Origin of the sequence: Streptomyces sp. NPDC047841, from assembly GCF_040704085.1 — a bacterium.
Taxonomy (GTDB): domain Bacteria; phylum Actinomycetota; class Actinomycetes; order Streptomycetales; family Streptomycetaceae; genus Streptomyces; species Streptomyces argyrophylli.
This window is the reverse complement of the sequence record NZ_JBEYRP010000013.1, coordinates 157,358-176,988: the sequence shown is the minus strand read 5'-3', so window position 1 is coordinate 176,988 and position 19,631 is coordinate 157,358. Positions and strand designations below refer to the sequence as shown.

General features: G+C 73.0%; 20 protein-coding genes and 3 pseudogenes. 13 read left to right on the top strand and 10 right to left on the bottom strand.

Going from position 1 to position 19,631, the window contains the following annotated elements:
* Positions 1–40: 40 nt before the first annotated feature.
* Together AB0947_RS23140 and AB0947_RS23135 are read right to left on the bottom strand one after the other, a co-directional pair.
* Positions 41–379: pseudogene (locus AB0947_RS23140) on the bottom strand (alpha/beta fold hydrolase); the annotation flags it as partial.
* A gap of 127 nt (positions 380–506) precedes the next feature.
* Complete coding sequence (locus AB0947_RS23135) at positions 507–638, bottom strand: winged helix-turn-helix transcriptional regulator (RefSeq protein WP_366752225.1); 132 nt, start codon at positions 636–638, stop codon at positions 507–509.
* Positions 639–664: 26 nt separating this feature from the next.
* Between AB0947_RS23135 and AB0947_RS23130 the strand changes: the two genes are divergently transcribed.
* Positions 665–1,189 carry a hypothetical protein gene (locus tag AB0947_RS23130; protein ID WP_366752224.1) on the top strand — a complete coding sequence of 175 codons (525 nt, stop codon included), beginning with the start codon at positions 665–667 and terminating at the stop codon, positions 1,187–1,189.
* Between the two features lie 281 nt (positions 1,190–1,470).
* On the opposite strand, the gene AB0947_RS23125 is transcribed toward AB0947_RS23130, so the two are convergent.
* Entirely contained in the window at positions 1,471–2,397 is a 927-nt protein-coding gene (locus tag AB0947_RS23125) for a LysR family transcriptional regulator (protein WP_366752223.1), read from the bottom strand.
* Positions 2,398–2,417: 20 nt separating this feature from the next.
* Between AB0947_RS23125 and AB0947_RS23120 the strand changes: the two are divergent.
* The 3 genes and pseudogenes from AB0947_RS23120 (at position 2,418) to AB0947_RS23110 (ending at position 5,099) form a co-directional block, all read left to right on the top strand.
* Positions 2,418–3,374: pseudogene (locus AB0947_RS23120) on the top strand (glycine betaine ABC transporter substrate-binding protein).
* Positions 3,375–3,456: 82 nt separating this feature from the next.
* A complete protein-coding gene (locus AB0947_RS23115) occupies positions 3,457–4,482 on the top strand; it encodes a zinc-binding alcohol dehydrogenase family protein (RefSeq protein WP_366752222.1) in 1,026 nt (341 codons plus the stop codon).
* A gap of 305 nt (positions 4,483–4,787) precedes the next feature.
* Entirely contained in the window at positions 4,788–5,099 is a 312-nt protein-coding gene (locus AB0947_RS23110; protein WP_366752221.1) for a putative quinol monooxygenase, read from the top strand.
* Between the two features lie 23 nt (positions 5,100–5,122).
* On the opposite strand, the gene AB0947_RS23105 is transcribed toward AB0947_RS23110, so the two are convergent.
* Positions 5,123–5,578 (bottom strand): ATP-binding protein, encoded by a 456-nt coding sequence (locus tag AB0947_RS23105; protein WP_366752220.1) that lies wholly within the window; start codon positions 5,576–5,578, stop codon positions 5,123–5,125.
* A 280-nt stretch (positions 5,579–5,858) separates the two neighbouring features.
* Here AB0947_RS23105 and AB0947_RS23100 point away from each other — a divergent pair, with 280 nt between their 5' ends.
* The 3 genes from AB0947_RS23100 (at position 5,859) to rpmG (ending at position 8,646) form a co-directional block, all read left to right on the top strand.
* A complete protein-coding gene (locus AB0947_RS23100) occupies positions 5,859–6,710 on the top strand; it encodes an MBL fold metallo-hydrolase (protein WP_366752219.1) in 852 nt (283 codons plus the stop codon).
* A gap of 148 nt (positions 6,711–6,858) precedes the next feature.
* Positions 6,859–8,388 (top strand): FAD-dependent monooxygenase, encoded by a 1,530-nt coding sequence (locus tag AB0947_RS23095; protein ID WP_366752218.1) that lies wholly within the window; start codon positions 6,859–6,861, stop codon positions 8,386–8,388.
* A 93-nt stretch (positions 8,389–8,481) separates the two neighbouring features.
* Positions 8,482–8,646, top strand: coding sequence for a 50S ribosomal protein L33 (rpmG, locus tag AB0947_RS23090; protein ID WP_366752217.1), 165 nt, complete (start codon positions 8,482–8,484; stop codon positions 8,644–8,646).
* A 384-nt stretch (positions 8,647–9,030) separates the two neighbouring features.
* Here rpmG and AB0947_RS23085 read toward each other — a convergent pair.
* Positions 9,031–9,075: pseudogene (locus AB0947_RS23085) on the bottom strand (hypothetical protein); the annotation flags it as partial.
* 371 nt (positions 9,076–9,446) lie between these two features.
* Here AB0947_RS23085 and AB0947_RS23080 point away from each other — a divergent pair.
* Positions 9,447–10,169, top strand: a complete 723-nt coding sequence (locus AB0947_RS23080; protein WP_366752216.1) for an alpha/beta hydrolase — start codon at positions 9,447–9,449, stop codon at positions 10,167–10,169.
* A gap of 51 nt (positions 10,170–10,220) precedes the next feature.
* On the opposite strand, the gene AB0947_RS23075 is transcribed toward AB0947_RS23080, so the two are convergent.
* Entirely contained in the window at positions 10,221–10,856 is a 636-nt protein-coding gene (locus tag AB0947_RS23075; RefSeq protein ID WP_366752215.1) for a TetR family transcriptional regulator, read from the bottom strand.
* Here AB0947_RS23075 and AB0947_RS23070 point away from each other — a divergent pair.
* A complete protein-coding gene (locus tag AB0947_RS23070) occupies positions 10,794–11,609 on the top strand; it encodes a BTAD domain-containing putative transcriptional regulator (protein WP_366752214.1) in 816 nt (271 codons plus the stop codon). The two genes, AB0947_RS23075 and AB0947_RS23070, sit on opposite strands and share 63 nt — an antisense overlap.
* A complete protein-coding gene (locus tag AB0947_RS23065) occupies positions 11,500–11,748 on the top strand; it encodes a DUF2630 family protein (protein WP_366752213.1) in 249 nt (82 codons plus the stop codon). The genes AB0947_RS23070 and AB0947_RS23065 overlap by 110 nt, the downstream gene beginning before the upstream one ends.
* Before the next feature lie 183 nt (positions 11,749–11,931).
* On the opposite strand, the gene AB0947_RS23060 is transcribed toward AB0947_RS23065, so the two are convergent.
* The 3 genes from AB0947_RS23060 to AB0947_RS23050 all read right to left on the bottom strand — a co-directional run bounded on the left by AB0947_RS23060 (position 11,932) and on the right by AB0947_RS23050 (position 14,575).
* Positions 11,932–12,954, bottom strand: coding sequence for an FAD-dependent oxidoreductase (locus AB0947_RS23060; RefSeq protein WP_366752212.1), 1,023 nt, complete (start codon positions 12,952–12,954; stop codon positions 11,932–11,934).
* Positions 12,882–13,319 (bottom strand): FAD-dependent oxidoreductase, encoded by a 438-nt coding sequence (locus AB0947_RS23055; RefSeq protein ID WP_366752211.1) that lies wholly within the window; start codon positions 13,317–13,319, stop codon positions 12,882–12,884. The genes AB0947_RS23060 and AB0947_RS23055 overlap by 73 nt, the downstream gene beginning before the upstream one ends.
* 335 nt (positions 13,320–13,654) lie before the next feature.
* Positions 13,655–14,575, bottom strand: coding sequence for an alcohol dehydrogenase catalytic domain-containing protein (locus AB0947_RS23050; RefSeq protein ID WP_366752210.1), 921 nt, complete (start codon positions 14,573–14,575; stop codon positions 13,655–13,657).
* A 294-nt stretch (positions 14,576–14,869) separates the two neighbouring features.
* Here AB0947_RS23050 and AB0947_RS23045 point away from each other — a divergent pair, with 294 nt between their 5' ends.
* The 3 genes from AB0947_RS23045 (at position 14,870) to AB0947_RS23035 (ending at position 16,741) form a co-directional block, all read left to right on the top strand.
* The gene (locus tag AB0947_RS23045; RefSeq protein ID WP_366752209.1) at positions 14,870–15,280 is read left to right on the top strand and encodes a TetR family transcriptional regulator C-terminal domain-containing protein; all 411 of its coding nucleotides are present in this window, start codon (positions 14,870–14,872) and stop codon (positions 15,278–15,280) included.
* A 370-nt stretch (positions 15,281–15,650) separates the two neighbouring features.
* The gene (locus AB0947_RS23040; protein WP_366752208.1) at positions 15,651–16,085 is read left to right on the top strand and encodes a universal stress protein; all 435 of its coding nucleotides are present in this window, start codon (positions 15,651–15,653) and stop codon (positions 16,083–16,085) included.
* Positions 16,086–16,468: 383 nt separating this feature from the next.
* A complete protein-coding gene (locus AB0947_RS23035; RefSeq protein WP_366752207.1) occupies positions 16,469–16,741 on the top strand; it encodes an acetyl-CoA synthetase in 273 nt (90 codons plus the stop codon).
* Positions 16,742–16,787: 46 nt separating this feature from the next.
* On the opposite strand, the gene AB0947_RS23030 is transcribed toward AB0947_RS23035, so the two are convergent.
* Positions 16,788–19,454 carry a glycosyl hydrolase gene (locus AB0947_RS23030; protein ID WP_366752206.1) on the bottom strand — a complete coding sequence of 889 codons (2,667 nt, stop codon included), beginning with the start codon at positions 19,452–19,454 and terminating at the stop codon, positions 16,788–16,790.
* Positions 19,455–19,631: the final 177 nt, after the last annotated feature.

Sequence of the window (19,631 nt, the reverse complement as noted above, 5' to 3'; positions counted from 1 at the left end):
TGGCGGCGAGCACCAGGCGGCGGACCGCGCGAGGACGGAGCAGAGTCAGCTCCTGCGCGGTGAAGCCGCCGAGCGAATGGCCCAGCACGTCCGCCTGCCGCAGGCCGAGCGCCTCCAGGAAGGCGAGCGTGTCCGCCGCCAGCTCCCGTACGGTGCGGCACACCTGACCGGTGGCGAGGCCCACTCCGGCGCTGTCGAAGGCGATGACGTCGCGTTCGGCGGCCAGGGCGTCGACCAGCGCCGGGTCCCAGCTGTCCAGCCTGCCTCGGAAGTGCGGGAGCAGCACGAGCGGCGGGGAGTCGGCGGGGCCACAGCGGCGGTATGCGTACCGCACACCGTTGGCGGCATCGACCACCTGGTTGGGGGCGTCGACGTACATCTCGGTTCCTCGTCATGGGGTGCGTGAAGACCACGGACGTCGTCGAGTGTGCCGCCCCGTTCCGCCGGGGCCATAGGCCATTTGACCGTAGACCGCCCGGCGCCGGCGCCGACAGGCCTGTCCGACCCTAGGCGATCTCGTCGACGTGGTCCTCCACCCAGTTCCGCAGCTGGGCGAGCGGCTGGGCCACGCTGCGTCCCAGGTCCGTGAGCGCGTATTCGACGTGCAGGGGCACCGCGGGGTAGATGGTCCGGTCCACGAACCCCTTCTCCTCCACGTGTTCCGATGGGCAGGCGCCTGGAGGACTCCTTCCTGGCCGAGGTCGCCCTGTTGCCGCCGGCGACACGGCACGCCCTCCTCGTCGCCGCCGCGGCGGAGGATTCCAGCAGCTACGAAGTGCTCGCGGCGGCCCGCAACCTCGGCCTGGACCAGGGCGACTTCGCGCCGGCCGAGAGGTTCGGGCTGATCACCCTCACCGCCGGCACGTGCAAGTTCCGCCACCCGTTGGTGGGTTCGGCCGTGTACGACAACGCCGACTTCGGCGCGCGGTCGCGCGTGCACACCGAACTCGCCGCGGTCGTCGTCGAACCCGCACGCGCCGTCCAGCACCGGGCCGCGGCCGTCGCCGGCTGGGACGAGGACGTCGTCGCCGAACTCGAAGTACTCGCCGTGACGGCCGGCCGACGGGGTGCGCGGACCGAAGCCGCCGCCGTCTGGCGGCGCGCCGCAGCGCTCACCTCAGGGGGGCCAGCCAGCGCGCCTGGGCGGGTGCGGGGCGTGCCGGTCGGTGGACAGCCGAGCGACCGCTGACGTCGCTCCGGGTGCCACCGGCTCCCGCCCACGCGCGGGCGCAGGAGCGGCAAGCGGCCGGTGCCTGCCACCCGCCGGCCGAACGGCGAGACCGCCGTCGACCGCCTCGGGGCGACCAGCGGGATGTCCGCCCGCTGGTCGAGCACGGCCGGACATCAGCCAGCGCGCCCGGGGGGATGTGACCGAGACGCGGTCCGCGGCACCCGACGGTCCACAGGAAGCCGGGAGAGCGCGCGCACGCCGGTCGGTGGGCAGCCGAGGAACGCCGGTGTCGGTCCGCGCTACCGGCCTCCGCCCTTGCGCAGGCGTCTGGCGACGTGCGCGGGCATCAGCGGCGCGTGTTCCCCGAGGGTCTCCAGGAAGGACGAGGTCACCGGGTCCGGGCTGGTGCGGGTGTATCCGGTCAGTTGCCGGCGCAGGGGCGGGTCGGGTCGCAGGAACGCGCCGGCGAAGTGCGGCGGGATGGTGTTGGCGGGCACGAGTGTGGGCCCGAGCCCGGCCGCCGCGTACCCGATGGCCGACGCGGCCTGTTCGGTGCGTACCGCGACCCGGGGCCGGAAACCGGCGGCGCCGCAGGCCCGTTCCAGGATGTCGGACAGGCCGCTGTCGGGGGTGAAGTGCACCCACTCCCGCTCGGCGAGGTCGGCCAGCCGGACGTCCGGCGCGCGGTCGGAGAGGGCCACCGGGTCGTCGGAGCGGGTGACGACCAGGAACTCCTCGGCGCCGATGTGCCGGGCGGTGCCCTCCCAGTCCTCCGGCAGCGGTCCCACGGCGACGTCGGCCTGGCCCGCGGTCATGGCCTGCGCCATCTCGTCGCCCCGCCGGTGTTCGAACAACCGGATGCGCACACCGGGGTGCTTGCGGCGCCACAGCCCCAGGACCGTGGGCAGCACGCCCGCGCTGACCGAGTACAGCGTGGCCAGGTGCAGCTCGCCGGTGGAGACGCCGGCGGCGCGGCGGGCGGAGACGGTGGCCCGGCCGGCCTCGGCCAGCGCGGCCCGGGCGTGGGGCAGCATCGACCGGCCGGCCGGGGTGAGCCGCACGCCGCGCGGCAGCCGCTCCAGCAGCGGCCCGCCGACCTCCCGTTCCAGAGCCTGGAACTGGTGGGAGAGCCCGGGCTGGGTGACGTTGAGGCTTTCGGCGGCGCGGGTGAACGATCCCTCGTCCACGATGGCCACCAGATACTCCAGCTGTCGCAGCGTTGGCATGTGCTCAGCTTATAGAAAGAATGCGGAACAGTTCTTGGACTTATGGGCGGACGCGGGAGCACGATGAACGCGTGCCGGGGGACGGACGGCCTGAAGGGGCCGGACGACTCCGCACGCCCGGTCATACATGGCGGCGTTTCCGCAGCTCAAGCGCACATGTCCAAGGAGTCCTCATGTCACCCTCCCGCTCGGAGCCGACCGTCACCGTGGGCAACGTCGCCCTGTCGTTCCACCGTGCCGCCGCCGCGGTCGCGCGCCGTGTCCTGGAGGCCCACGGACACCGGGTGAACAGCGTGGAGGCACCGCACGAGCAGTTGTTCCGGCTCCAGGAGGAAGGGGGCGTCGACGTCCTGGTCTCCGCGTGGCTGCCCTCCAGCCACGACACGTACCTCTCCCGCTACCGGGACCGGGTCCGGGTGCTGGCGCCGCACTACCGGCCGTACTGCGTGTGGGCGGTGCCGCCCTACGTCCCCGAGGACGCGGTGCGGGAGGTCGCCGACCTGACGCGGCGGGAGGTGGTCGGGCGGATGACGAAGACCATCGACGGCATCAACCCGGGCGCGGGCATCAGCCGCTTCTCCGCCCGGATGGTGGACGCCTACGGTCTGCGCGAGCTCGGCTACTCCTTCGCTCCGGGCACCGAGTCCGGCTTCCTCTCCCGGGTGGAGCGCGGGGTCGCCGCACGGGAGTGGTTCGTCGTCCCGCTGTGGCGCCCGCAGTACCTCGACCGTCTCTAAGGCCTGCGCCCCCTCCAGGAGCCCGAGGGCCTGCTGGGCACCGTGGACGACGCCAGTGCGGTCGTCCGGCTCGACGCGCTGGACCACCTGCACCCCGACGCGGTCGCCCGGCTGGACAGCCTGCATCTGGGCAACGACGGCGTCGAGGAGATCGACACCCTGATCAACGTGGACGGCCTCACCCCGTTGCGGGCCGCCGACCGCTACCTCGCGAAGCACGGCCACGCACTGACGCCGTGACCCGCCCCGCACGGACGCGACGGCGCGCCCGTACACACCCCCTTACCCCTTCGAGCAGCACACGGAAAGCGAAGATCCACCCATGAACAAGACCACCATGCGGGCCGTCGGTTACCGCGAGAGCCTCCCCGTCGGCGACCCGGAGAGCCTGGTCGATGTGGAACTGCCCGTCCCCGAGCCCGGCCCGCACGACCTGCTGGTGAAGGTCGAGGCCGTCGCGGTCAACCCCGTCGACTACAAGATCCGGCAGAGCAACGACCCGGGCGGCGCGATCAAGGTGCTCGGCTGGGACGCCGCGGGCACGGTCGTCGCGGTCGGCGAGAAGGTCGGGACGTTCAAGGCGGGCGACGAGGTGTACTACGCCGGCGCCCTGGACCGGGCCGGCGCGAACGCCGAGTACCACACGGTCGACGAGCGCATCGCGGCCCTCAAGCCCGCCACGTTGTCCTTCACGGAAGCCGCGGCGCTGCCGTTGACCTCGCTGACCGCCTGGGAGGGCCTGTTCGAGCACCTCGGCCTGGAGAACGGCGGACTGCACCGGGAGGGCGCCCTGCTGATCACCGCCGCGGCCGGGGGCGTCGGTTCCATCACGGCCCAGCTGGCCCGCGCCCTGACCAGCCTGACCGTCATCGGCACCGCCTCCCGTCCGGAGACCGTCGAGTTCGCCACCCGCATGGGTGTGCGGCACGTCGTCGACCACCGCCGGCCCCTGGTCCCCCAGCTCGCCGAGGTGGCCCCGGACGGCCTGACACACGTGTTCAGCACCGCCAACACCGACGGCAACCTCGCCGCCTACGCCGAGGCGCTGCGGCCCTTCGGCAGGATCGTCGCCATCGACGACTTCGACTCGCTGCCCATCGGGGTGCTGAAGGCCAAGAGCATCTCCTACCACTGGGAGTTCATGTTCACCCGCTCCCTGTTCCGGACACCCGACCTGGACCGGCAGCGGCACATCCTCACCCAGATCGCCCGCCTGGTGGACGTCGGCGTCCTCACCACCACCGCCGTGAAGGACCTCGGCAGGATCGACGCGGCGAACCTCCGCGAGGCGCACCGCGTCATGGAGTCCGGCACCGCCATCGGCAAGATCACCCTCACCGGCTTCTGAACCGACCGCCGCCCTCCACCCGCGACCCCCACCGGCCGCCGGCCGCGCGAGAGCCGCAACGCTGCCCGCGGGCGCCGATGACGTGCGTCAACGGGCAGCGGCACCGGCGACCACCGGTCCGGCGGCTCCACGGCGACGACAGTTGTTCCGGACCGCGGCCGTCCGTGCACGGCCCCCACGGACATACCCGCCCGTGCGGCGGCCCCCGCGGACACACCCGGCCGTGCGGGGCCCACGCGGGCGTCCACGGCCGCCTCTCCCCCCGGCCCCTTCCAGGGCCACCCCGACGACGTACGGAGAAACCCATGACCCACCCCGAGACCGCACCCATCGTCCTCGTCGCGCGCATGCAGGCGCGTCCCGGCAAGGAGCAGGAACTGCGGGACGCGCTGCCCGCCCTGGTGGCCGCCACCCGGCAGGAGGACGGTTGCCTCACCTACGTGCCGCACCAGGGCCTGGACGACCCCGGGCTGCTGGTGATGCACGAGGTGTGGCAGAGCGAGGAGCACCTGCGCGCCCACGCGGGCAGCGACCACCTGCGGCGGTTCGCGGAGCTCGCGGAGACGCTGACGGTGGGCGGCATCCAGATCGAGCGGCTGACCGAGCTGGCGGTGTAGAGGCGGACGGCAGCCCTGCCCGGTCAGTCCGACTCCGCCGCCCCGGTGCCGGTGCGGAAGACGGCGGTGACCGCCTTGCCGTCGAGCGCCGGGCGGGCGTGCCAGGAGTCGGCGAGGGCGTTGACGAGGTGCAGGCCCCGGCCGGACTCGGCCAGCGGGTCCGCCTCCGTCGCGTGCGGCCAGTTCGCCGTCCCGCCCCGGTCGAAGACCGTCAGCGACGTGGTGTTCCGGTCGTGATGGAGCATCAGGCCCCGGACACCGGCCGTGTGCGAGGCCGCGTTCGCCACCAGCTCGGTGACGACGAGGAGCGCGTCCGGCAACCTCGCTCCGAGGAACTCCGAGCAGGTGTTCCGCACCGCCTCCCTGGCCCGCTGCTCCGCCCGGCCGGAACCGGCGAGGCTGATCACCCGGCAGGCGCCCGCCGAGGGCCGCACCTCCACCGGCACACCTTCCCGGTCTGGACTGAGTGTTCTGTTCACGATCGGTGTCCTCCCACGCCAGGGTCGCTGTTCAGACCAACGGAACCATAAAGTTTGATATTCCAACTAACTCATCTGCCGCATGAGTTGGCCGACGGGCGTGACGGACACGTGGGGTGAGGCAGAAGAGCTGCCCCAACGGCCCGTACCGGTTCCTCCGCAGCCCCGCACACACCCGGCGGCAGCAGGATGAGCGGCGGCGGGTGGCGGACGATCCGCACGGAGGGGACGCGGTAGCGTCCGTTCCCCTCCATCCGCGACACCGATGAGAGGAACGACGATGACGTCCTTGGCCCATGCCGTACACGTCAGTCCGATGCAGCCGCTGGCGCCGGGCGCCCTGCCGCCCCGGCCGGACGGTGGCCCGCTGCTGTGGTCCCCGTTGTCCACGACCCTCGTCTACGGCCCCCGCGAGGACGTCCTGGTCGACCTGGGACTGACCACGGAGCAGGGGGTCGCCGTCGCCGCCTGGGCCGCCGGTTTCGGGCGTACGATCACCGGCGTCTACGTCACGCACGCGCACGGCGACCACTGGTACGCGACGGCGCCCGTGCGTGAGCGGTTCCCGGACCTGAAGGTGTGGGCCACGGCCGAGACGATCGCGGAGATGGAGCGCACCACCCCCGGCGGCCGGCCGAACCCGTGCTGGGGAGCGGCGTTCCCCGGTCTGATCGGCGACACCCCGGTCATCGCCGAGGCCGTCCCGGAAGGCGGCCTGGAGGTGGACGGGCAGCCGCTCGTGCCGCACGCCGCCGGGCACACCGACACCGATCACACGACGTTCCTGCACGTGCCGTCCCTGGGCCTGGTCGTCGGTGGCGACGTCATCTACAACCAGGTGCACCAGTACCTCTCCGAGGCCGGCGCCGACGGCATCGACAGCTGGCTCGGCGCGATCGACGCCGTGGCCGCCCTCGACCCGGCCACCGTCGTGGCCGGGCACAAGCATCCCGAGCGCGACGACCCGGCGTCCGTCATCGACGACACCCGCGACTACCTTCGCGCGGCCGCGGAGGTCTTCACAGGTGCCACCGGCCGGGCCGAGTACTTCGCGGCGATGACGCAGAGGTTCCCGGCGTGGCTGAACCCGGGCATCGCCTGGCTGACCGCGGTGGGGCGCTGGGCGGAGTGAGCCAACGGGACCGCCGTCGTCCGAGTACGCCGCGTACGTAAGCCTTAATGACCAGATGGCCATTAAGGCGCCCGCGTCGTACCCTCCTTAGTGACCACCTGGTCATTGAGGCCAGACGGCGCACCTACTCGTCAGGAGCTGAGACGGCATGTCCGAAGACAGGGAACCCGCGCCTCACCAGGTGGTCGTCGTCGGCGGCGGTCCCGTCGGCCTGTGGACCGCCTGTGAACTGGCCCTCGCGGGCGTACGGCCCCTCGTCCTGGAGCGGGCGGAGCGGCGCAGCCCGCACTCCAAGGCCCTCGGTGTGCATCCCCGCACGATCGAGGTGCTGGCCATGCGCGGGCGTCACGAGGCGTTCCTGGCCGGCGGCCGGCCCCTACCGAACTGGCACTTCGGCATGCTGGACAACCGTCTGGACTTCCGGGCGCTGCCCACGCCCTTCCCATTCATGCTGGCCTTCCCGCAGTCGGCCACCGAGGAACTGCTGGAGCGGTACGCGGTCGAGTCGGGCGCGGAGGTCCGGCGGGGTCACGAGGTGGTCTCCCTGATCCAGGACGACACGTCCGTCACCCTCCGGGTCCGGGGCCCCGCCGGCACCTACGAGGTCGTCGCCGAGTACGTCGTCGGCGCCGACGGCACCCGCAGCACCGTGCGCCGGCAGGCGGGCGTCGACTTCCCCGGGACCGACACCTCCGCGTACGCCTACCTCGGCGAGGTCGTGCTGGACAGTCCGCCGCCGGCCGGTTTCCAGGCCCTGAACGAGGCCGGTCGCCTGCTGGTGGTGCCGCTGCCTGACGGCAGGTACCGCGTCACCGGGTACGACCCGCTCAACCAGCGCCGCGATCCGCTCACGCTGGACGAACTCCGGGACGCCGCACGGCGCATCGCCGGCACCGACTTCGGCATGCGCGACCCGTCCTGGCTGACCCGGTTCGGCAACGCCACGCACCTGGCCGCGTCCTACCGCGCCGGCCGGGTGCTGCTGGCCGGGGACGCCGCGCACAGCCACTTCCCCGCGGGCGGGGTCGGGCTCAACGTCGGGCTCCAGGACGCCATGAACCTCGGCTGGAAACTGGCCGCCGTCGCACAGGGCAGGGCCGGCTCGGAGTTGCTCGACACCTACCACGCGGAACGGCACGCGGTGGGTGAGGAGCTGGCGGAGCACACGCTGGCGCAGAGCGCGCTGATCACGGGTCTCACCCCGGACGTCACCGCACTGCGGTCCCTGCTGAGCGACGCGATCGCCGACGATCCGCACTTCTCCAGGAGGTTGGCGGGCAAGCTGTCGGGACTCGACACGGCCTACCCGCCGGCCGACGCGGGCGCCCACCCCCTCACCGGCGTCCGGGCCTACGACCCCGAGGGCCTGGGCGTCCTCCCGCTGCTGCACGACGGCCGGCCGGTGCTGCTGGCCATGGGCGACGCCCCGGTCCCCGGCGAGGTGGCCGAACGGGCGGCGGCGGCCGGCGTCGCGGTGCACCGCAGCCGGCTGTCCACCACGGGCGGGGACCACTGGGCCGGCGTGACCGCGGCACTGCTGCGGCCCGACGGACACGTGTGGTGGGCGACCGAACGGCCCGCCGCCACCGCCGACTTCGCCGGTGAGACGGTCAAGGCCCTGGACGCCCTGCCCGCGCGGTTCCGAGCGGGCGCGATCGGGGCCCGCGGGGGGCGGTGAGGGCCGGGAATGCATCACGGGGTGACGGTGTTGAGAGCACCGTCTGACATGTTCGAGTCAACGGGCTCGGGCGGTCGACGGAAGGAGTCCCTCATGGCACGCAGCACCACACGCCCCGTCGTCAAGCTCAAGTCGACGGCCGGCACCGGCGTCACCTACGTGACCCGCAAGAACCGTCTGAACGACCCCGACCGGCTGGTCCTGCGCAAGTACGACCCGCTGGCCGGCGCACACGTCCTCTTCCGCGAGGAGCGCTGACCCGCGCGCGTCCTGCCACTCGGCCGTGCGCTCGGCCGTGCGGTGGGTGTCGATGGTGGAGCGGGTGAGCAGCTGGAAGCCTGCCGCGCCGGCACCACGCGCGTCGTGGACGGCGCCGGCCGGGCGGAACGCTTCCGGCGCCGCTACGGCCGCACCGCCACCGACCGCCACTGACGCCGCCACCCACCACCACGCACACCACCACTGATCGTCTCCGACGCCACGCCTCCACGGCCCGGCACCGGCCCCGCGGTGCCGGGCCGTTCCCGTACCCGCGCACACCCGCCCGCACGGAGCCGTGAGTCGTTTGACCGACGCCTGCTGCGCCGTCTCACTGAGGTTGTCATGGATGCGCCGCAGCGGATGGACGAACGCCCACCGGTACGCGGCGGACATGAAGGCTTCGCCGAGGGTGTCGAAGCGGCTCATGCCGCAGGTGAAGAGCAGCGGCAGCAGCTGCGTACCACGGGACGCCCGACGTGGCACTCGTGGGGCCGGTCCGGCGTGTCCCCGGATGCCGGACCGGCCACCCGCCGCGCCCGGGTGTCCGAGGCCGCCGCACCGCGCCGAAACGGGACGGCTCCTCGTCGGCCGGGGCTGCCGAACCCGCAGCCACGGCCGCGGCGGCGAAAACCCGTTGGCGGGCCACGGAGAGCCTTGCTAGTCTCCGCAAGGCCGTGCGAGAGAACGAGGAGGTGGTACCCGTGAACGTATCGACATGGGTGCTCCCCTCCGGGGTCACGGTCGGGCGGTAGGTCGTCCGGGAGCGCCGTTCCAACGCACTCCCGAAAGGCACGACCGTGCACTTCACTTCCGAACAGCGCCTCGAAGACGGCGTCCTCGAGCGCGAATTCCTCCTCGGTCAGATCCCGGGCACCCTGTGGACGCCTGGACCCACACCGGCCCCGCTGGTGCTGATGGCCCACAACAACGGCCTGCCCAAGGCGGACCCCCGGCTGGTGGCCCGGGCCCGCTACACCGCCGCGCGCGGCTACGCGGTGGCCACCATCGACGCCGCCGGGTGCGGTGACCGTCCCCGTTCCGCCGCCGCCAAGCAAGCCCGTGCCGACCTCCGGCGGGCGATGCGGGCCGGCGAGCCGGTCGACGAGATCTTCGAGTCCCTCATCGGCCCGATGGTCGACACCGCGGTCCCGGAGTGGCGGACCACTCTGGACGCCCTCCTCGAACTGCCCGGGATCGACGGCCCGGTCGGGTACTCCGGGGGCTGGACCGCCCTCGGCATCCGGCTGGCGGTGGCCGAACCGCGCATCGCGGCCGCAGGTTTCTTCGCCGGGGGGTACGTGCCCCGTGCCCAGCGGGAGGAGGCCCGGCAGGTCACCGTTCCGCTGCTGTTCCTGCTTCAGTGGGACGACGAAGGGAACCCCCGGCAACGGGCCCTGGACCTGTTCGACGCCTTCGGCAGCAAGGAGAAGACGCTGCACGCCAACCTGGGCGGGCACACCGGCACCCCGTGGTTCGAGCTGGAGGACGGCTGCCGGTTCTTCGACCGGCACCTGAGGTAAGGCGGGCCGTCCGGCGGGCGGGCGGGCGACAGCGGCGGCACGGGCCGGCCGTCACCGTCCCCGGCCCCGCCCGACGGGCGCGTCCTCGGCGCCCGCGTCCCCGTGGAGCAGGGCTTCGAGGGAGGCGGTGAGGTCCGCGGTGAGTTGTTCCGCGGTCATCTCCGCCAGCGCCCCGGCGCGTACGACGTACCGGCTGAACGTGACGCCGACGAGCAAGGCGGCGACGAACGGCAGCCGGTGCCGCAGGTCGTGCTCGTCCAGGAGCCGGCGGTACACCTCGTCGGTACGTTCCTGCATCGCCACGTACAGGGCGGCGGCACTGCCGGTGTCGTCGGCGGCGCTGCGCAGCAATGCCACGAACGTGTCGTTGCCGTCGGCGCTCTCCATGCGGTGCACGTAGCCGCGGGCGATACGGGCCGGCAGTGGCTCCTGGGTGTCCTCGGCCAGGGCGTCGACGTCCCGGGTGCCCGGGACGGCAGCCAGGAACAGGCTCTCCTTGCTGCCGAAATGGCGCAGCACCGAGCCATGGGTGACGCCGGCGCGCCGGGCGATGTCCCGCAGGGTGGCCCGGTGGTAGCCGCGCTCGGCGAAGGCCTGTGACGCGGCCTCCAGGATGGCGCGGCGGTGCAGTTCCGGGTTGCGCGTACGGCGGGGCGGCGCGGGCGGGACGGTGTCGGGTGCGGCCATGGGCCGAGCCTATCGTCGCGGTCGTCGCCGTCACCGGCCGCTCCCCCGCCTGGTCGGTGCTGTTCCGTGCCGGTGATCCGGTGGACAGGCGGGTGGGTACTTGCTGCGTGTCGATGCCGACTGCCTCGGCCTGCTGAACTTCCGGGCCCCGGCCGATCAGGCTCGGCAGGCGGACGCTGCGGGCGACCCGACGGGCTCCGTCGGACTGTTCACCACGGCCCTGGGCCTCTGGCAGGCAGGGGCGGTGCGCGGCGGACCTGGAACCACGAATACGTGTCGGTGGTGTGCGAGGCAGCGGACACGGCGCTGCGCTGCCGGCGTGCCGAGGCGGTGCTGCTGCCTTTGCGGCAGGCGGCGGAGCGCCATCCGCTGGACGAGGTACTGCTGGCGCGCCTGCTGTCGGCGCCGGCTTCGGACGGCAAGCAGGCCGAGGACCTGGTGCTGTACGAGGTGATCTGGCGCGGCGCATGGGGTGGTGGCACGACCGGGCCGCCACCGTGCGGGCCGCCCCGGGGTGCGGCGCGCACGGCCGAGGATGGGGAGGGCATGGCGCAGACCCACCAGGGCTTGGCCGGCGCCCTGCGCCACCTCGGCGGCGCGCCGGCCGGGCCGCCGCATCCCGATGAACGCGGAGAGCACACCCATGGAAACCGACCAGCGCATCCTGCACCGGATCACGGAGATGGCGGACGAGGAACGCAGGCTGCGGGACGCCCTCGCCGGGGGCGGCGCGGACCGCGCGGCGGAGCGTGACCGGCTCGGCGCGCTCGAACGCGAGTTGGACCAGTGCTGGGACCTGTTGCGGCAGCGGCGGGCCAGGGCCGAGTTCGGGGAGGACCCCGACGAGGCCCGTGTGCGGCCGCAGTCCCAGGTGGAGAACTACCGGTCCTGACGGTGGCCGTGGCGCGCGGCAGGACGCGCGAGGCGCACGCGGGCCGCGTGGTACATCCGGAAGTTGGGTCGCTTGAGTCCCTGATTTCCCGTCCGGGCGTCCCCGACGTACGCAATTGCCCGGCATGCCGACGGCGACCGGGAACGTTTCCGGTCGCTGCCGGGCGGCGCACGACGCGGCCGCTCAGTCCGCCCAGGAGGCGAACAGCGCGTTGAGTCCCTCCGCCATGGTCGGGTGCGCGATCATGCCGTCCCGCAGCCGGGTGTACGGCATCCGGGCCCACATGGCCGTCTGCACCACGGACAGCACCTCCGCCGATTCGGGGCCGAGCAGGGCGGCACCCAGGATCTGCTCGGTGTCCCGGTCGACCACCGCCTTCCACAGACCCCGCGTGTCCCGCAGGGTGCGCGCCCTCGGGATGGCCTTGACCGGCAGTTTCGCGACCCTGATGGAACGGCCCGTGGCGCGGGCCTGCTCCTCGGTGAGACCGACGCGGGCGAGTTCCGGGTCGGTGAACAGGTTCCAGGGCACCAGGCGGCCGGCCGTGCTGCGGGAGCCGCCGCCGATGTTGGCCTTGACGATGCGGTAGTCGTCCAGGGACACGTGGGTGAACTGCGGGCTGCCGGCCACGTCGCCCACCGCCCAGGTGTGCGGGGCGTCGGTCGCCAGCCTGTCGTCCACCCGTACGAACCCGCGGTCGTCGGTCCGCACCCCCGCCGCCTCCAGGCCGAGGTCGCGCGTGACGGGGTCCCGGCCGGTCGCCGCGAGGATGTCGTCGGCGGTCAGCGTCCGCCCGTCCCCCAGCAGCACCCGCACCGTCTCCCGCTCCCGGACCACTTCCTTCACCGTGACGTCGGTGATCAGCTCGACGCCGTCCTCCCGGAGGCAGTCCGCCAGGGCCGTGGCGATGTCCCGGTCCTCGCCGCGCAGCAGGTGAGGGCCGCGTTCCAGGACCGTCACCCGGCTGCCGAACGCGGCGAACATGTGCGCGAACTCCAGGCCGACGTAACCGCCGCCGAGGACCAGGAGCCGGTCCGGGACGCGGCGCAGGTCCATGATGCTCTCGCTGGTCAGCGGTTCCGCCTCGGCGAGCCCGGGAAGGGCCGCGATGTGCGGCGTCGTCCCCGTGTTGATCACCACGTCGGTGCCGCGTCCGACACGGCGGCCCCCGTCGTCGAGGTCGATCTCCACCGTCCGCTCCGCCACGAAGCGCGCGGTCCCAGGACGAAGTCCATGCCGCTGTCCAGGAACTGCCGGTGGTTGAGCTCGACCATGTCGGAGACCACGCCGTCCTTGTGCGCGCGCAGCAGTTCCAGGTCCACCCGGGGCGTCCCGAGCCGGATCCCCAGCGACTGCGCGGTGCCGGCCCTGCGGGCCAGCCGGGCGCTGGTCACCAGCGTCTTGGTGGGGATGCAGGCCACGTCGATACAGGTGCCGCCGATCATCCCGCGTTCCACCATGACCACTCTGCCGCCGGCCCGTGCGGTGTCCATGGCGAGCGTCTTGCCGGCCTTGCCGCCACCCACCACCAGCAGGTCCACGTCTTCCACGGCTTCCTCCGCAACGTTCATTCGCTCTTCGTCCTCCTCGGCCGTGCACAAGCGGTGGGCGGGACGGCCGGCGCGTCACACACCGGCCGCCCCGGTCCAGGCTCACCGCTGTCACGGGGGGACGCATCAGTCGAATGACCAGTCCGTCCGCGGCGCGATGCCACACACCCTCCCCGTCCTGCCGTGACGGGGCGCGCGACGGCGGACACGGGGGCGGGGGCGACACGTCCGCCGGGCCGCCCGGGACGCGGGCTTCGGCAGTCGTCACGGGGGTCGCGGCGGGCCCGCCGGCGGGAGGCCGGGGTGCCGTCCAGTGCGGTGAGTCAACCGACTGATGGCCACCGTGCGGCCCGCACCTACTTTTTCGGCGTGGCCGCCGGACGGAGCACCACCCCGTGGAGGGGTACGGCGGTGCGCAGGCGGCGGACCGCTGCCGGGAAACCGTCCGGACGGTGAAAGGAGGACGCCTCGATGCCCGTGACACCGCGTCTACGCATCGGCGAAGTACAGGGGCCGGCACAAGCGGTGCGTTTCACGCTGCTGGGGCCTGTGCGGGCCTGGCGGGCCGAGGAGGAACTCCCGCTCGGCCCGCGCCAGCAACGCCTGCTCCTCGCCGTGCTGTCGACGTAGTGGTGCGCGCCCAGCCGGAGGGCCAGTTCCTCCTTGTCGGCCCCGCGCGCGACCGCGACCACCTGCAGCGCCAGAGCGCGCGCGTACTGCAGGGCCAGGTGTCCGAGACCGCCGATGCCCTGCACGGCCACCAGGTCACCGGCGACCAGGCCGCCCGGCTGCCGGACGTGCTCGACCAGGGCGTTGTACACGGTGAACCCCGCGCACAGCAGCGGCGCCACCCGGGTGGCGCTCATCTCCTCCGGCACGGACACCAGGCCGGTCTGCCGGGCGTACATGTACTCGGCGCAGCCGCCGTCGACGTGCACACCCGTGTACGGCTGGTCGGTGCAGCCGACGAAGTCGCCCAGCCGGCACCGCGCGCACATCCCGCAGTGCCCGCCGAGGAAGCCCACCCCCACCCGGTCGCCCTCGCTCCACCCCGTGACGCCCTCGCCGAGGGCGTCGACGCGGCCGACGGCCTCGTGGCCGGGGACCCGGCCCGGCTCCGCCTCGTCGTGCGGACGCACGGCGACCGAGTCGCTGTGGCAGATGCCGCACGCCTCCACCCGGATGCGTACCTGCCCCGGGCCCGGTGGGACCAGTTCCCGCTCAGTGGGACGCAAGCTCCCGTCGGGGGCGACCTCGACTGCGCGATACGTGGCCATGGGTATCTCCGTGTGAGAGAGGGCGAGTGTGCGCGGAAGGCGTGGTCCGTGTGCGTCACACCGGTCGTCGGCCCCAGCGTCGCGTGCCGGAGTGGAATGTTTGTGGCCCCGCTCTTGACCACGTGCCGACGGGCCGGGGGGGGGCGGGGTGTCGGGGGCTCATGAGCGAGGGGCTTACTTGACTTTCCCAAGACGACAGGGGCTCAGGTCGGTGTCCGGGAACGGCTGGTCGGCAACGCCGAGGACGTCTTCCGCCGCAAGGGGTACACCGGTACGAGCATCCAGGACGTCGCCGTGGAGATCGTCCTGCGCTATGCGCGTGCCGCCGACCACTCGTTGCCGGAGGGCCATGGCCCCGCGATGGAGCGCCTGCGCGGACACCTGACCGCGCAGGCCGAGCGCATCCGCGGCTCCGGGGTCGCGTACGGGTGCCTGCTCGGCACGCTGGCCAGTGACGGTGCCCATGCCGGCGAGAAGGTCCGCGAGGGCGTGCGCGAGGCCCTGGACGGCTGGACGGACGCGATGACCGCCACGATCGCGGAGGGCCAGGCGTCGGGCGAGATCACCGGTGCCTGGTCCGCCGCCGCCCTGGCCGCGTTCCTGCTCGACTTCTTCGAGGGCGCCGCGCTGCGGGCCACGACCACGGCCGATCACGCGCACCTGGGCGATGAGTTGGGCATCGCCCTGCCAGCGCTGAGCCCCTGACGGTCGAGGGAGCACCGGTACGCTCCCGGCCGGGGGCCACCGGGCGGCCCCGCCCCCGGGGTTGGCGCGGGGGACGAACGGTGGGGCCGGTCGGCCCCGTGCACCGGTGGAGCGCGGCGGTCACGCCTTGATGACGGCGAGGCTGCGCCGGACGACGTCGCGCGTGTTCGATCAGCTTTCGCCTGACGCTCACCTGAGGCATAACCTCAATGTGGTCGGTCTGCTTGACAATGCCGGAACCGGGCATTGTTGATATTGACTTATAAGACGACCAGTCATATTTTTTCGGTGGACGTCGGCCTTCCGTCCTCGTCCATCATCACCCCGCCGCCGGGCCCCGGCCACAGCGGTCGCAGAGAGGAAGAACGCCGTGTTCGAACGCATCCTGGTGGCCATCGATCCCAGCGCCGCCCGGAAGACGGCACTCCTGATGGCCGGTGAGCTGGCCCGCCCGGCCAACGCGACGGTCCACGTGCTCCACGTCGTGACGTCCATGGTCGCCGGCGACACCGTCGTGAAGCTGGAGGAAGAGGAGCAGGGCAAGGCGATTCTCGAGGAGGCCCTGGCAACCCTCCGCGGCCTCGGTGTGGAGGCGGAGGGGCACCTGGCGCACAGCCTGACGCAGCAGGTTCCCTCCGTCATCTCCGCCGCGGCCGAGGACTTCAAGGCGGACCTGCTCGTCGTCAGCCCCCACCACCGTGGCGCGGTCGCGGCCCTCTTCAACCCGCGGGTCAGCGACGCCGTCGCGCACACGGGCGGAATCGCCGTGCTGCTGGCCCCCGAGGACACGCGTCCCGGCGAGTAGCAGTGAGCGGCTCCGGCTCCATGAGGAGCCGCCACCTGGCCTGCGACGAGGACGAGCCCGCCTGGGTCTGTGGGGGCGAACACCGCCCCCGCAGGACGCCGTTGGGCGACCGCCCTTCGAACGCAGGGAGCCGGCCGATCGCACGGTTGACGCAGGGAGGTACGGGGATGCGGTGCCGGTTCGCGGGATGGACGGTCGCCGGGGTGGTCGTCCTGGCCGCCTGCGGTACGTCCCCCGGCGGTGGAGCAGCCGGAGGGGCGTCCGGGGACCGCTCGACGGGGCCGGCGAGCAGCACGCCGACGAGCGCGCCGGGTACCGGATGTGTCGCGGGGCGGGCGGAGGTCGCCGTCGCGCCGGGCGATCCGCCGCGGCGGCGGGTGTGCGTGCGCCCCGGGACCGTGGTGTCGCTGGTGCTGCGGCCCCGCACGGATGACAAGCGGTGGACGGCCGTGCGCAGTTCCGCACCGGCCTTCGTCCCGGTGTCCGGATGGCGCGTGGACGCCGACGGCACCGCGCACGCCACGCTGCGGTCCGCGGGCGCCCGGGGCGGCGTCGCCAGGATCACCGCGTCGGCCGAGGCGCCGGACGTGGCGGGAGCGGCACGGGTCGCGTTCGTTCTCGACGTGACGGTCACCCCGTACCCGCGGGAGGGGTGACCCCGGACGACCCGGGGTCACCCCTGCCCTCACCACGCGGTGTGCGTCAGGTGCGGTCGCGCACCTTGATGGCGTAGATGCCGCGGCCGTGGGTGGCCGCGTACAGGGTGCCGCCGTCGGGGCTCAGCTTCAGCTGGAGCACGGCGACGGCCGGGAGGCTGCCGACCCGCTGCCATGTGGTGCGGCCGGGCGCGCGGTAGACGACGCCCAGGTCGGTGGCGACGGCGAGACCGCCGTTCGGCGTGACGATCGCGGAGTTGGCCGGCACGTCGGGCAGGTTCGCCGAGATGTCCTTCCAGGTGGTTCCCGCGTCGGTGGACTCGAAGACGTGGCCGACGCCGGCGCCGGGGCCCTCGGTCCAGTGCCGGGAGAAGCCGTTGACCGCGAGGATGACGTGGTCGGCGTCCTTCGGGTCGACGGCGAAGCCGCTGAGGTAGCGGTTGGGCACGGTCCCGTCCACGGGCAGGCTGATGTCGTGCCAACCGGTGCCTCCCCCGGACTTCGTCCGGGCGGTGCCCCCGGCGTTCCCGACGGAGATGCCGCGGGCGAAACCCTGGTTGTTGCAGGGTCCGCACCAGGCCGCGTACACCGTGCCGCCCGAGGCCGCGACGGCGGTCGCCGTGCGGCCGGCGCCGAGGTCGTACACGCTCTTCCACTCGTCGCCGCTGCGGATGGCGTAGCCGTGGGTCTGCACCCAGATGTGCCGGCCGCCGGCGATCCACGTCGAGCTGTCCTTCGTGTCGGCCGCGAGCGGGGCGATGAAGCGGGCCTCGCCGGTGGCGTTGTCGGCCGGGGCGACGTTGTATGAGGTGGCCTTGCCCGGGTCGGTGACCCAGCTGCCGTCGTTGACCGCGCAGTTCCGGGTCACCTGGACGGCGAGGTAGACGTACTCCTCCGCGATGTGGCAGCCGTCGGCCGGGTCGGTGAGCGTGTCGCCGCCGTCGCCGCCGAAGTTCGAGCCCATGACCTCGTCGTCGCCGCGCAGGACGGACTGGCCGTTGTCCTGGAGGCCGCCGGTGACCGAGAGGCCGCCGTGGTCGAGGTCCTTGCCGACGCCGACCGAGTAGTACTGGAGGGTGTCGATGGTGCCGTCGTTGAGGGAGGTCCAGTCGGTGGCGTGGCCGGAGGCGTCCTGCGAGCCGTTGACCGGGCGCTTGTAGACGCCGCCGTCGTTGCCTACGTACACGAAGCTCTTGCCGTGGTAGCGGCCGATCGCGACGCCGTGCTGGTCGGAGTGGGGGGTCTGGTGGCAGTCGCCGGTCTGCTTGGCCGGGTCGATGCTCCAGCAGGGGAAGGGGAAGTTCCAGTACGGGCCGACGGTTGACCAGGTGCTGCCGCCGTCCTTGGTCTCGTAGACCTCCTCGAGGCCCGCGTAGACGTGCTCGGGGTCGCTCGGGTCGACGGTGAGGAACTGGTTGTACCAGGCCTGTACGCCCGGCATGTACCCGGCGGTGGTCAGCGCGGAGCCGGAGGCCGCCAGCCCCTTGTAGTCGGCGATCTTCGTCCAGGGCCCGGTCGGGGAGCCGGACCTGGAGACGAAGACGCCCTCGAGTCCGCTGTCCGGGTTGGTGTTCAGCTGCTCCGGCGACTGGTCGACGGCGTAGTAGCGCGAGCCGTCGGCGGACCGGGCGAAGGTGACGTTGCCGACGCCGTCCGCGTCGGTCGGCAGGTCACCGAAACCGCTGGTGATACGGGTCCAGGTGCCGTGGACCCTGGTGTAGAAGCCGTTGTAGTCGTCGCCGCTGCGCCAGCCGACCGCGAGCACGACCTTGCCCGGGTCCTTCGGGTCGATCGCGATGTCGTTGGCGATGTTCTTGTACGCGGCGTCGGGGTCGTCGTCCTTCGGACCGCCCGGCAGGTAGTCGGGGTTGGGCGCGTACTCCAGCTTCCAGGCGCCCTTCGGCGTCCTCGTGGAGTGGCTCCACACGCCGGCGCTGGTCGCCGCCCACACCTTGCCGCCGCCGAAGCGCAGTTCGTGGATGGTGGTGGACTCCAGCTCGTCGCCGCCGACCCGGTCACGGGCGGAGAAGGTGCCGTCGTGCGGGTGGGACAGGACGTAGACACCGCTGCCGAGGTAGGCGTCGGCGTTGGTGGTCGCCTCGCCGGTGCCCAGCCACAGCCGTCCGGCGCCGTCGAGCGCGAGCGCGCCGGTGGACTGGGACGGCAGCTCGTCGCTGATCGGCTTCCAGTGGCCGCCGCCCCGCTTGGACCTCCAGACGCCGCCGCCGGCGCTGCCCGCGTACACGTACCCGTCGTCGTCGGCGGCGACCGCGGCCATCCGCCCGGTCACCTCGCCCGATCCACCGCTGGAGTTGGAGTCGATGTCCCGGTAGCGGGAGTCGTCGGAGTCGTACGGCAGGCCGGTGACGTGGCGCCAGCTTCCGCCGGTGCCGGGCAGGTGGGTGAAGCCGGTCCAGGCGGCGCCGTACGCGCCCGGGGCGACGATGCCGGGCGAGGTGCGGGCCTCGGCGTACTGGTCGGCCCCCTCGGCTATCTCGTCGGCCTCGTTGCCGTCGTCGTCCTCGGCCTTCGCCTGCGGGGCGAGGGCCCGTACGGACATGCCGCGTTCGGCGGCGATGCGGGCGAGATCGCGCGCACCGAAGGGTTTCCTGTTCTTGCCGGACGCGGCGCCCGCGGGTGCGGCGACGAGTGCGGCGGACGCGGTGATGGCGCAGATCGTGAGCCATCGTCTCTTGCGGGTCGGTGCTGACACCGGGTCCTCCCAGAACGGGTGGTTGTACAGCCGTCGTGGAGAACCCGACCACCGGCGACGAGGGGTGTCCGGCACTTGGGAAAGCTTTTGACCGGAACCTGCCACCAATACCGGCAGGACGCGGCCGCGGCGGGCGAGCGGGCCGGCCGGCGTCCCGTCGGTCCGGGCCGGGTCGCC